The organism is Sphingobacterium puteale (assembly GCF_050986225.1).
Taxonomy (GTDB): domain Bacteria; phylum Bacteroidota; class Bacteroidia; order Sphingobacteriales; family Sphingobacteriaceae; genus Sphingobacterium; species Sphingobacterium puteale.
The window spans coordinates 1,344,745-1,357,484 of the sequence record NZ_CP158959.1; the positions used below are offsets into that span (position 1 = coordinate 1,344,745).

A 12,740-nucleotide genomic window follows, 5' to 3' on the forward strand; every position below is an offset into this window, starting at 1 on the left:
CAAAAGGCTATGCCGGTGAAGAAAGTAAATAAGGGCACACGGGGGATGCCTAGGCTCTCAGAGGCGAAGAAGGACGTGATAAGCTGCGATAAGCTCTGGGGATCGGCAAATGCGACTTGATCCAGAGATTTCCGAATGGGGCAACCTGACTATTTGAAGAATAGTCGTATAAAACGCGAACGCGCTGAACTGAAACATCTAAGTAGGCGTAGGAGAAGAAAATAACAATGATTTCCCAAGTAGTGGCGAGCGAACGGGAAAGAGCCCAAACCGATCATGTTACGGCATGGTCGGGGTTGTAGGACCACGAGATTGTACAATGCTATGAACTGGAAGCAGGTGGGAAACTGCGCGACAAGGGTGAGAGCCCCGTACAGGTAAAGAATATTGGCATAGTGGTATCCTGAGTACCGCGGGACCGGAGAAATCCTGTGGGAATCCACCAGCACCATCTGGTAAGGCTAAATACTCCTGAGAGACCGATAGTGAACCAGTACCGTGAGGGAAAGGTGAAAAGAACCCCGAACAGGGGAGTGAAAAGAACCTGAAACCGTGTGCTTACAAGCGGTTGGAGCAGAGAGATTCTGTGACAGCGTGCCTTTTGCATAATGAGCCTACGAGTTACTCTTGTCTGGCAAGGTTAAGTCCTTCAGGGACGCAGCCGAAGCGAAAGCGAGTCTTAATAGGGCGCATAGTCAGATGAGGTAGACGCGAAACCTTGTGATCTACCCTTGGGCAGGTTGAAGTTGCAGTAACATGTAATGGAGGACCGAACCGATAAACGTTGAAAAGTTTCCGGATGACCTGAGGGTAGGGGTGAAAGGCCAATCAAACTGGGAAATAGCTCGTACTCCCCGAAATGTTTTTAGGAACAGCGTCGGCATGGAGTCTGATAGAGGTAGAGCTACCGATTGGGTGCGGGGGAGTCAAATCCTACCAAATCCAGACGAACTCCGAATGCTATCAGATATGGCCGGCAGTGAGGCTTTGGGTGCTAAGGTCCAAGGCCGAGAGGGAAAGAACCCAGACCATCAGCTAAGGTCCCCAAATCCGTTCTAAGTTGAACTAACGAGGTCCGGTTGCCCAGACAGCTAGGATGTTGGCTTGGAAGCAGCCATTCATTTAAAGAGTGCGTAACAGCTCACTAGTCGAGCGGCCGGGCGTGGATAATAAACGGGCATCAAGAACGGTACCGAAGCTATGGATTTGCATTGAAAGATATGCATCTGGTAGGGGAGCATTCCATCGCCGGGGAAGCACAGTGGTAATGCTGTGTGGAGGTTATGGAAAAGCAAATGTAGGCATAAGTAACGATAAGGCGGGTGGGAAACCCGCCCACCGAAAGACCAAGGTTTCCTGATCAACGTTAATCGGATCAGGGTCAGTCGGGACCTAAGGCGCACCCGAAAGGGGCAAGCCGATGGACAACTGGTTAATATTCCAGTACTCTTGATAACTGCGATGTGGTGACGGAGTAGTGACACTGCCGCGAACTGACGGAATAGTTCGTTGAAAGGCGTAGGTATTGGAGTTGTAGGCAAATCCGCAACTCTAGCTGAAACCCAATAGTACAGCAAAGCTCCGGTGGCGCTGATAGAGCAGGTAAACAGACTTCCAAGAAAACCCGCTAAGCTTCAGGTTATGAAGACCCGTACCGCAAACCGACACAGGTGGTCGAGGAGAGAATCCTAAGGTGCTCGAGTGAGTCATGGCTAAGGAACTCGGCAAAATGGCCCTGTAACTTCGGGAGAAGGGGCGCTGTCTCAGTGATGAGCAGCCGCAGTGAAAAGGCCCAGGCGACTGTTTAACAAAAACATATGGCTTTGCAAAATCGCAAGATGAAGTATAAGGCCTGACACCTGCCCGGTGCTGGAAGGTTAAGAGGGGATGTCATCGCAAGAGAAGCATTGAATCGAAGCCCCAGTAAACGGCGGCCGTAACTATAACGGTCCTAAGGTAGCGAAATTCCTTGTCGGGTAAGTTCCGACCTGCACGAATGGTGTAACGATCTGGGCGCTGTCTCAGCCATGAGCTCGGTGAAATTGTGGTATCGGTGAAGACGCCGATTACCCGCAACGGGACGGAAAGACCCCATGCACCTTCACTATAGCTTAACATTGAGATTGGGTACAGGATGTGTAGGATAGGCGGGAGATATTGAAGTGGCTTCGCCAGGAGTCATGGAATCACCCTTGAAATACCGCCCTTTCTGTATCCGGTTTCTAACTCCATCATGTGGAGGACATTGTTTGGTGGGTAGTTTGACTGGGGTGGTCGCCTCCAAAAAGGTAACGGAGGCTTTCAAAGGTAAGCTCAGTACGCTTGGTAACCGTACGCGGAGTGCAATGGCATAAGCTTGCTTGACTGTGAGACCGACAAGTCGAACAGGGTCGAAAGACGGACATAGTGATCCGGTGGTTCTGTATGGAAGGGCCATCGCTCAAAGGATAAAAGGTACGCTGGGGATAACAGGCTGATCTCCCCCAAGAGCTCATATCGACGGGGAGGTTTGGCACCTCGATGTCGGCTCGTCACATCCTGGGGCTGGAGAAGGTCCCAAGGGTTGGGCTGTTCGCCCATTAAAGTGGCACGCGAGCTGGGTTCAGAACGTCGCGAGACAGTTCGGTCCCTATCTGTTGTGGGCGTTGGAAGTTTGAGTGGATCTGACCTTAGTACGAGAGGACCGGGTTGGACAGACCTCTGGTGAACCTGTTATGCCGCCAGGTGTACGGCAGGGTAGCTACGTCTGGAATAGATAAGCGCTGAAAGCATCTAAGTGCGAAACTAGCCACGAGATGAGACTTCCTAATAGGGTCGTAGGAGATGACTACGTTGATAGGCCATAGGTGTAAAGGTTGAGAGACCAAAGCCGAGTGGTACTAATAGCCCGAAGCTTTCTCAAGCAGACAGACACTGTTGTCTTCCTCTTTAATTTTTGAAACAAAGGAAACAGAACTCTTTCAATATATATGTCAATATAGAGTGAGCTATAGGATGGGTATACACTTTCAGAGGAAAGTCTAAATACTCATGTCTGACAGCTTGATACTATAAAAAAACTTTAGGTGCCTATATCGGCGGTGTCTACCTCTTCCCATTCCGAACAGAGCAGTCAAGCCCGCCAGAGCCGATGGTATTGCCGTAACAGGTGGGAGAGTAGGTCGGTGCCTTTTTTTACACGGAAGCCCTTGCTGGAAACAGTCAAGGGCTTCTTTCGTTTGGGTGCTCCCCAAGGACCTTTATTTATCCTCCGGTCCTTTTTCTCCCTTTGCCGGTACTATGCCCCGCTCCATGTTCGCTATCAAGAAGCGCCGGGGAACCCAGGGAAACGGCTCGGAGCTCCTGACACCGCACGGTCACGTACTGTGCACACTCAGCAGCCGGGTAAACCATGACCCAAATTCTGTTGATAAGCCTTTACCCCAGAGCCGGGAGGTGAATAAATAAAGACTATAACTCGGTCAGGGAACCGTCTTCTTGGAAGCAGTACCGCTGGAGGAAGGTTCGGCTAAAATCACTTGACTCCTGCAACATTATTATTGGACAATCGTTTGCATTTCGCAAGCTCTTTTTTACTTGGATTTACTATTGTATTATTGTTATGTTAATTTAACAGCATTTCGCCGCTTTCTCATGGAGATATAGCAATGCGATTTAATATTATAAATGATACACATGAAGATATCTTTTTGGAGTACAAAAGCGCAAGTTAGTTTATTGGTGGGATTGGCTTCTCCGTTTATTTTTCAATCGAATAAGATCGGTGCGATGATCCGCCCAGCTGCTAATTATAAGGTGGAACAAAGCGCCACTGTTAGCAGGATTATTGCTGTACAGAAAATTAATCCAACAACAGTGGAGATTGTATATGAAAATAACCAAAGGCTGACATTGGATTTTTATGGAAATCATATTTTCAGAATGTTTCAGGATATACATGGTGGTATTATCCGCGATCCGGAAGCAAAACCTGAGGCAAAGATCCTTGTCGAACAACCACGTAAGGCAGTGAATGAGCTGGAAGTAGAAGACGATGGCAGTAAAGCTACGATCACAACCAGAGATATTGTATTCTCCATAGATAAACATTCTTCTCAATTTAGTATCCTCAACCGTATCACAAATAAGGTTGTCGTCGAGAGTTTAAAACCTATCGTTTTTGAATCCAAACAAGTGACCTTAACGCTGAAAGAAAATAAGGATGAATACTTTTTCGGCGGTGGTGTACAAAATGGGCGGTTCTCCCATAAAGGTAGAGCGATCGCAATTGAAAACCAAAATAGCTGGACTGATGGCGGTGTAGCATCTCCTACACCTTATTTTTGGTCAACGAACGGTTATGGCTTTATGTGGCATACGTTCAAAAAAGGGAATTACGCATTTGGGGCTAAAACAAAAGGTACTGTAAAATTATCCCATGACACCGATTATCTGGATGTCTTTTTTATGATCAATAATGGTCCGGTACCCTTACTTAAAGATTTTTATCAGTTAACTGGTAATCCCATACTTCTGCCAAAATTTGGCTTATATGAAGGTCACTTGAATGCATATAATAGAGATTTTTGGAAAGAGGATGAAAAGGGAATTCTGTTTGAAGATGGAAAACGCTATAAAGAAAGCCAAAAGGAAAATGGCGGTACAAAAGAATCACTGAATGGCGAAAAAGGGAATTACCAATTTTCGGCGCGTGCCGTTATAGATCGCTATAAAGCGCATGATATGCCTTTGGGATGGATTCTGCCCAATGACGGCTATGGCGCGGGATATGGTCAGACCGGGACATTGGACGGAAATATTAATAACCTAAAGGAATTTGGTGATTATGCTCGTAAAAACGGCGTGGAAATTGGCTTATGGACGCAGTCTGACCTGCATCCTAAAGACAGCATCAGTGCATTGCTGCAAAGAGATATTGTCAAAGAAGTACGTGATGCAGGTGTCCGGGTTCTAAAGACGGATGTCGCTTGGGTAGGGCCCGGTTATTCCTTTGGCTTAAACGGTGTTGCTGACGTTGGGCATACCATGCCTTATTATGGTAATAATGCACGACCGTTTATTATTTCATTGGATGGATGGGCAGGAACACAACGCTATGCCGGTATTTGGTCGGGCGATCAGACCGGTGGGGTTTGGGAATATATCCGATTCCATATTCCGACCTATATCGGTTCTGGTCTTTCCGGACAGCCAAATATTACCTCAGACATGGATGGGATCTTTGGTGGAAAAAACTTTAAGGTGAACATTCGGGACTTTCAATGGAAAACTTGGACACCAATGGAATTGAATATGGACGGATGGGGATCCAACGAAAAGTATCCACATGCTTTGGGCGAACCAGCAACTTCCATCAACCGTCTTTACCTGAAGCTGAAATCTCAATTGGTTCCTTATAGCTATAGTATAGCTAGACAGGCTGTCGATGGTCTGCCGATGATTCGTGCGATGTTTTTGGAACAGGCAAATCAGTACACACTTGGAAAGGCGACACAATATCAGTATTTGTATGGGCCTAATTTTTTGGTGGCACCGATCTATCAGGAGACGCGCGTGGATGAGAAGGGCAATGACATCCGAAACGGTATCTATTTACCTGATGGAGCATGGATAGATTACTTTACCGGTGAAAAATATACAGGCGGACGTATCATCAATAATTTTGATGTACCAATTTGGAAACTACCGGTTTTTGTTAAAAATGGAGCCATTATTCCTGTTACGAATCCAAATAATAATGTACAGGAGATCAAAAAGGATCAGCGTATTTACGAGGTATATCCGTTTGGAAATTCTGAATTCACGGAATATGATGACGATGGAAAAACAGAAGCTTATCGTTATGGAAAAGGCGTCAATACAAAGATTTCTTCCATACAGAAAGAAGACAAAGTGCTGTTCACAGTAGCGCCATCAGAAGGGGAATTTGAGGGATTCGAAAAAGAGAAAGCGACAGAAGTCCGTTTTAATGTAACCGCTGCCCCGAAGAAGGTAACCGCTAAAGTGAATAAAAAAGGAATAAAACTTCAGACGGCACATTCACTGGCTGAATTTAAGAACCTGGAAAATGCCTACTTCTACGATGCACAGCCTGATCTGAATCAGTTTGCAACAAAGGGATCCGAATTTGAAAAGGTCAAGCTAATCAAAAATCCGATGGTATTAGTACGTATCGGTAAGCAGGATGTGTCATCAACAGCGCTAGAAATACAAGTTGATGGGTTCAGATTCACGCCTAATGACGCGCATTTGGCACAGACGGGTGCGCTTACGCCTCCTCGTGCCAAAGTAACGGAGAATAATACCCAAGCCTACACATTAACACCGACATGGGAGAAGGTCACCAATGCAGACTATTATGAGATTGCGTTTAATGATCTGATATACTCGACCATTGAAGATAATCAATTGTTATTTGAAGGGCTGGATGCAGAAACTGAATATAACTTTAAAATTCGATCCGTTAATAAAGCGGGTGCTTCTGATTGGAGTACATTTAGTGCAAAAACAAAAGCTAATCCGCTGGAGTTTGCGATCGAAGGTATTAAAGCAGAGACCTCTGTAGACAATCAAGGAGGCAACGGCATTAATAAACTGTTCAACTACGATGAAGGGGATATGTGGCATACCAAGTGGGGGCAAACTGCGGTTCCGTTTGATATCACGCTAGATCTGAAATCCGTCAATCAGCTGGACAAGTTTGAGTACCTTCCCCGGACGGATGGTGGCAACGGCATCATTTTAAAAGGTAAAGTATTTTATAGCAATGATAAAGATACCTGGTCTGAGGCCGGAAGCTTTGAGTGGAAACGTGATGGCGAAATGAAGGGCTTTAGTTTTGGTCAGCATCCTGTCGCACGTTTTATTAAAATTTCGGTTTCGGAGGCTGTCGGCGGCTTCGGTTCAGGCCGTGAGCTCTATGTCTTTAAGGTGCCCGGATCGACTAGTTATTTACCTGGCGATATTAACAACGATCGCCTGATCGACCATAATGATCTGACTTCTTATATTAACTATACCGGATTAAGAATGGGGGATGGGGATTTTGAAGGCTATGTGGGTAATGGTGATGTCAATAAAAATAATTTGATTGATGCCTATGATATCTCAAATATTGCCGTGTCGATCGAAGGCGGGGCCAAACCGGGCAAAGAGGAAAAAGTTGCCGGTAAGCTGAAGTTGACGGCATCCAAGACAGCTTTGAAATCTGGTGATATCGTTGAAATCACAGTGAGCGGAGAAAACCTTAAAGCGGTGAATGCGCTTAGCTTCGCATTGCCTTATAATCAGGGCGATTTTGAGTTTGTCGGAATAGATCCGCTACACTTAAAGGAAATGAATAACTATACTAATGACCGTCTGCATACAAACGGCAGTAAAGCTTTGTATCCTACTTTTGTGAATTTGGGCAATAAGGAAACACTGAATGGCTCCGAAGTGCTATTTAAGATCAAATTGAAAGCCAAACGTAACGTTAACTTCAATTTAAAAGCGATAGACGGTATTCTAGTCGATAAAAAACTCAATTCGATCAGTTTTTAAAGTAGATTTTGTAACGACGACAAAAAAAGGGGAATGTTAACATTCCCCTTTTTACAATGGTAATCCGATCAGGAATACGAGCATCCGGCTTACGCATACCGCTGGATTTAGCCGGCGGTAAAAGCAATAAAGTGATGCCATATTTTAATCATATCTCGCTTATCTGTCGCTTCAAGATGACAGTGAATTAATTTAATATCATGTTAAGATCCATCAGGAGGATCTCAGTATCGGGCGAAGTGGCCATGAGTTTAATTTCCGAAATACCCCAGATACCGAAGCCATCTCTCGTTTCCAGCTCTTGTCCCGCTACGTTGACACTTCCGCTTATGACGAAAATATAAACGCCATTTCCAGCTTTCCTAACTTTGTAATTTGCTTCAGCACCTTTGTCAAAATTACCCATATGAAACCATGCATCCTGATGTATCCATACTCCTTCGTCTGCCGGATCAGGTGAAAGGATCTGTTGAAACTTATTGTGTCTTTGTGATTTGTCCAAGGTTATCTGATCGTACCGAGGTGCTACATTGCGTTGGTTCGGGTAGACCCAGATCTGCAGAAATTTAACAAACTGATCGGTGTTTTTATTATACTCACTATGCATGATACCTGTCCCTGCGCTCATCACCTGGATATCTCCCTTTCGGATGATGGCCTGATTGCCCATACTGTCCTCATGCTCCAGATCCCCTTCCAGGGGAATACTGATAATTTCCATATTGTCGTGCGGATGCAATCCGAAACCCCTGCCTTTGGCAACAATATCATCATTCAGTACCCGGAGTACACCGAAATGCATACGTTCGGGATTATGGTAATTGGCAAAACTAAAGGTATGGTTACTCTGCAACCAGCCATGATCCGCATAACCCCGGCTCGTTGCTTTGTGTAGTACACTATGGTTTTCCAGTTGATCGGACTTGTATTGCACTGCATTGGCATCCAATGTTTCCAAAGGTTCTATTTCATCGATTTCATTCTTCATGACATCTGCTGACTCAGCACTTGATGCAAATATTCCGGAACCTAAAAGTCCCTTTTTTATAAAGTTTTGTTTATTCATGATCTTACGATTTATATATTCAAAATTAGTCTGCTAAGGAGTATTTTTCATTGAACTGGTTTAATAACCCAAAAAAACAGACCATTCTTTGTGAATTCATTTATTTGCCGGGAATCAAATCAGGGAATAAACTATAAATTTCATTTTTCAAAAGCCCACTTCCACCTCCATAATGTTTTATCAAACCAATCGGATGGTCTAAATAAGAAAGATGGTCCATGATTTCGGTTTCTTCTAGTGTTGATAAACCAGAGCTCAGCAGCAGGATGTCGACAGGGTAACTGGAGAGGTATTTCTTACAAGTGGAGAGATCTTGCTGAATGACCGCTTGCCAGCCATTTGTACCCGTTATGATCCGCTGTAGTGTGTGGAGGATTTCCTCGTTTTTTCCGAACAAAATAATGATTAAATTCTTCATTTAATTGTTTGTTTTCATGATTGTATTCACAACGGAATTGCCTTTTAATATCTTTGAAATCGGACATTCATCGGCAATTTGCCGTAAACGTAATACCGTGTTTTCTTCGATTGCCTGTCCGAATGAAATTTCTCGGTCAAAATAGGTCACTACTTGCTCTTTTTCAATTCGTAGATATAAATTGGCCGTGACTTGTATTTCGTCGATGTGAAGTTCTTTTCTGTCAATATACATCCGCAAAGTTGCTAATGTACAGGAAACGAGGGAAGAGACCAATAGGGTGTATGGGTCAGGCCCGAGATCTTTTCCACCCAATTTTTCAGGTTCATCGGTAATCAATTCACCATTGCGCCAGTGGATGGTCGTTTTATATTTTTGCTGGCCAATATGACCGCTGACAGGATTCTCTAAGATATATTTCATACGATGTATTCCTTTGATTTGATACAACAAAATTAAAGTCCATTTGGTTCAATTCCATTGATGTAGTTCAAGAAATATGGAAAAGAGGGACTTATTTGGCTACCTGAATTTGACTCAATATACTGCATGATGGAACAAAAAATAATTGTTTGAAAAATAAAGTGACAATATCGGCTCAATCGCCTAAATTTTCTTAATTTTAGATTGTTTTATATTTTTATGATGAAGAGATTTTTACTTTTTGCATGTATAGCCTGTGCCGTACCGTTTGCGGCTTTTTCACAAACCCATGAGCTTCGTGTCGGTGTAACTTCCGGTGTCTCTAATTTTACGGGGTCTGGAAGCATCGCTAAAAGCACTTTAAATGGCTCTGGTCAGCAGGATTATTATACCAATAATCCTTATGGTAAAAAGTATGGAATTAATCTGGGTGGTGCAGTGAACTACCGTTATGTCTTTGCAAATAACTTTCTTTTAGGTGTAGAAGCTGCTTTTGAACGTTTACAGACCAAGGTTGACCTGGAAGGCAATGAATTCGCAAATGGCAGTCGTGGGCTGACCAAGCTCAACCAACAATTTTTGAATTTTAATCCCTTCGTCGGCTATCGTGTTTATTTTGAACCGATGACAATGGATATGCAATTCGGTGTTGATGTAGCGAAGACTTTGAACATCAAGGAAAACGGAAGTATCGAAGATAAGAGTGGCAATAAGACAAGTTTTGAACGGGATAGAGGTAAAGTAATTGATGTTGATATTCGCCCGCGATTACAGTTTAATGTCAATTACGACCGTTATACGATTTTTGCAGGCTATTCTTGGGGTTTAAAGGATTATCGTGATGGAGTAGATGGCAATAACCCAGGACCGGCACGATTGAATGTGTTTCGCCTGGGGCTGCAATATCAGTTTTTAACACCGATTTATAACAATGACTAAAAGCCGGCTGGAAGCATTTAGTGATGGCGTATTGGCCATCATCATTACCATTATGGTACTCGAATTAAAAGTACCTGAAGGTTACACTTTTGCTAGTTTAAAACCCCTGTTTCCCAAAATCGTCTCCTATGTAGTCAGCTTTGTCTACGTTGGGTTGTATTGGAATAATCACCATCATCTTTTTCAGATTGTTCAGAAAGTCAATGGGAAAGTATTATGGGTAAATTTACACCTTTTATTTTGGCTCTCCTTGATGCCTTTGACAACCAACTGGATTGGTGAATCCCATTTTGAACGTGATCCCATTATTGCCTATGGCGTTGTATTGATCATGTGTTCCGTAGCCTACAACATTGTTGAATATTTTGCGGTCCAGACGGAAGGGGAAGAGTCAGCTTTGAAACGTGCCGTCAAATCGAAGACCAAGGAGAATATTTCTACAGCCTTGTATTTTCTTGGGATCGGTATATCTTTTATAAATCCGTACGTAAGTCTATTGATGTATGGTACAGTAGCCATCATGTGGTTAATTCCGGATCGTCGCATCGAAACCTTAATGAAAGATCAGTGAGTAGCTAATCCGAGCGATTCGCATATAAATTGATAGCGTAGTTCGACGGATGTTTTAGGTACTTCTATGACCATATATCCAAGCCGTTCATAGACTCTTTTCATCTGATAGAATGTAGCTTCGGCTTCTTCCCAAGTCTGCTTTCGCTCAAGATCGGTTTCATAAATTTCCTGCCATGGCGGAAGAATAAATATTTTTTTATGATAACGGTATCTTTTAGCCTCTTCAAGTAAAGGAGCCGCAACAGTTAACTTTTCCATGTCGATATAGGCGAGTGTATCTGGAATACCCCGGTCAAAAAAGACATACTCTTGGCGTTGGGTGTTTTCTTTGATTTCGAAAAGGTAACGAGCATTGGACGCTGCCAACATTAATGAGGCATAATGTTGCTTATTCTTCCAAGGTAAGCCATTGCCGTTTTTTGCCACCTGTTCCTGAATGATTCGACGTGCTTCTTCGGGCACTGTTCTATAGCCTTCTTTTTTTAATTTGTTGAGTAATGTAGTTTTGCCGACACCGGGTCCCCCGGTTAGGACAATAAAATAATTTTCTTGATCCATATAAAAAAATGTCATGGTCCTCCAATGCATTGAATATAGGTGCTTATTCGAAGGATGTAAAGATTGAAATGATTATGTGTATTGTTTGGCGATTTTCTTCTCGGGCTCTACATAAAATAGATAAAGGAAGAAGAGAAAAGTATATTCCAGTGGTTTCATTACCCTGTAGGTTAGGTTTGATGCCCCGACCGAGTTGATTCTGGTGGAGATGTTGTATCCGTATCTGTCGTAAAAATAACGTATATAACGATGCAATTTTGGAGATAAGTCGCTTAAGATCTCCTCAAAGGCATTAGCCACCAGCAGTTGACGGTTAACGATGATCGTATTTCCATGCCGATTGCCTAAACGTAATGGTTTTACAACTGTTGGATCACCTTTTGCAGCCACGGTACAGAGGTAATGTCCCCGATGGTCTAAAATAGGTGGATGCATTTTCTGAGAAAAAGCCCAGGTAGTGGTCTCGGTGAACACTTTGGCCATTGAGTCACTCTCCTGGCCAAATAGGATAAGAATAGCAGTCATGATGACAAAGAAAGGAACAAGTAAGATCAGCGCCCATACCGGATAGTCCATCTTGGACGAAAGCTGCCTATTGATGTTGTTCAGTATAGGATTTTGATAGTTTCTGTGGATCGCTGTTGTCTTCTCCTCCTGGATGATCTTCCAGATAAAACCTATGCCAAAACAAAAACAGAAAAGCGGTGTAAAAATAAAGTAAAAGGTGCCTTCATTCCCGACATAGATGCTTAAGGTTGATGTATCGTGATAGCTTACCTGAGTCAGCACAAAGATACTGATTATACATCCCAACATCAAAATAATAAGGGCAAGGACTAAGGGGATTGGTGGTATTTGTCGACCTTTTATCCAAACGGCGATTACAGCAACATTGAAAGCAACAAAATAGATAGCCAGCGATAGGGCATGTTTCCCACCAAAAGGTAGGTAGCAGGCGCCATCAACGGGATCGACAGCCTCATGATATTGACTCGAATGGGTCAACAGACCTGCTCCAAATAAAGCTAAGGATAGTATGTAGCCAATAACAACAATATATTCAACGGAAGATATCTTTTTATGTTGTTTTTTAACAGTGGAACGAAGTAGATAATTTAATCCCACAAAAAAAACAATGATAATGAATAAAACAATGGACATGGCAGCAAGTATTATTAGTGGAGGAAAGGGGTTAAATCATTGTTTTTAATTCACGTTCAA

At 43.3% G+C, this 12,740-nt stretch carries 8 protein-coding genes and 2 rRNA genes; 5 read left to right on the forward strand and 5 right to left on the reverse strand.

The annotated features are described in order from the left end of the window. The first annotated feature begins 18 nt into the window (after positions 1-18). The 3 genes from ABTV71_RS05580 to ABTV71_RS05590 all read left to right on the forward strand — a co-directional run bounded on the left by ABTV71_RS05580 (position 19) and on the right by ABTV71_RS05590 (position 7,542). Positions 19-2,902: ribosomal RNA gene (locus tag ABTV71_RS05580) — 23S ribosomal RNA — on the forward strand. Between the two features lie 159 nt (positions 2,903-3,061). Next, positions 3,062-3,173: ribosomal RNA gene (rrf, locus tag ABTV71_RS05585) — 5S ribosomal RNA — on the forward strand. Between the two features lie 502 nt (positions 3,174-3,675). Continuing rightward, positions 3,676-7,542, forward strand: coding sequence for a TIM-barrel domain-containing protein (locus ABTV71_RS05590; RefSeq protein WP_433902450.1), 3,867 nt, complete (start codon positions 3,676-3,678; stop codon positions 7,540-7,542). Positions 7,543-7,729: 187 nt separating this feature from the next. Here ABTV71_RS05590 and ABTV71_RS05595 read toward each other — a convergent pair whose 3' ends face one another. The 3 genes from ABTV71_RS05595 to ABTV71_RS05605 all read right to left on the reverse strand — a co-directional run bounded on the left by ABTV71_RS05595 (position 7,730) and on the right by ABTV71_RS05605 (position 9,449). Beyond that, positions 7,730-8,608, reverse strand: a complete 879-nt coding sequence (locus ABTV71_RS05595) for a pirin family protein (protein WP_433902451.1) — start codon at positions 8,606-8,608, stop codon at positions 7,730-7,732. A 100-nt stretch (positions 8,609-8,708) separates the two neighbouring features. Continuing rightward, complete coding sequence (locus ABTV71_RS05600; protein ID WP_433902452.1) at positions 8,709-9,026, reverse strand: hypothetical protein; 318 nt, start codon at positions 9,024-9,026, stop codon at positions 8,709-8,711. After that, on the reverse strand, positions 9,027-9,449 hold the full coding sequence (locus tag ABTV71_RS05605) for an OsmC family protein (protein ID WP_121124903.1): 423 nt from the start codon (positions 9,447-9,449) through the stop codon (positions 9,027-9,029). Positions 9,450-9,668: 219 nt separating this feature from the next. Between ABTV71_RS05605 and ABTV71_RS05610 the strand changes: the two genes are divergently transcribed. After that, positions 9,669-10,388, forward strand: a complete 720-nt coding sequence (locus ABTV71_RS05610) for an outer membrane beta-barrel protein (RefSeq protein ID WP_121124906.1) — start codon at positions 9,669-9,671, stop codon at positions 10,386-10,388. Continuing rightward, positions 10,381-10,959, forward strand: coding sequence for a TMEM175 family protein (locus tag ABTV71_RS05615; protein ID WP_433902453.1), 579 nt, complete (start codon positions 10,381-10,383; stop codon positions 10,957-10,959). The genes ABTV71_RS05610 and ABTV71_RS05615 overlap by 8 nt, the downstream gene beginning before the upstream one ends. On the opposite strand, the gene ABTV71_RS05620 is transcribed toward ABTV71_RS05615, so the two are convergent. After that, positions 10,953-11,519 carry an AAA family ATPase gene (locus tag ABTV71_RS05620; RefSeq protein ID WP_433902454.1) on the reverse strand — a complete coding sequence of 189 codons (567 nt, stop codon included), beginning with the start codon at positions 11,517-11,519 and terminating at the stop codon, positions 10,953-10,955. The genes ABTV71_RS05615 and ABTV71_RS05620 overlap by 7 nt on opposite strands. A 72-nt stretch (positions 11,520-11,591) precedes the next feature. Further along, the gene (locus ABTV71_RS05625) at positions 11,592-12,680 is read right to left on the reverse strand and encodes a DUF6688 domain-containing protein (RefSeq protein WP_433902455.1); all 1,089 of its coding nucleotides are present in this window, start codon (positions 12,678-12,680) and stop codon (positions 11,592-11,594) included. Positions 12,681-12,740: the final 60 nt, after the last annotated feature.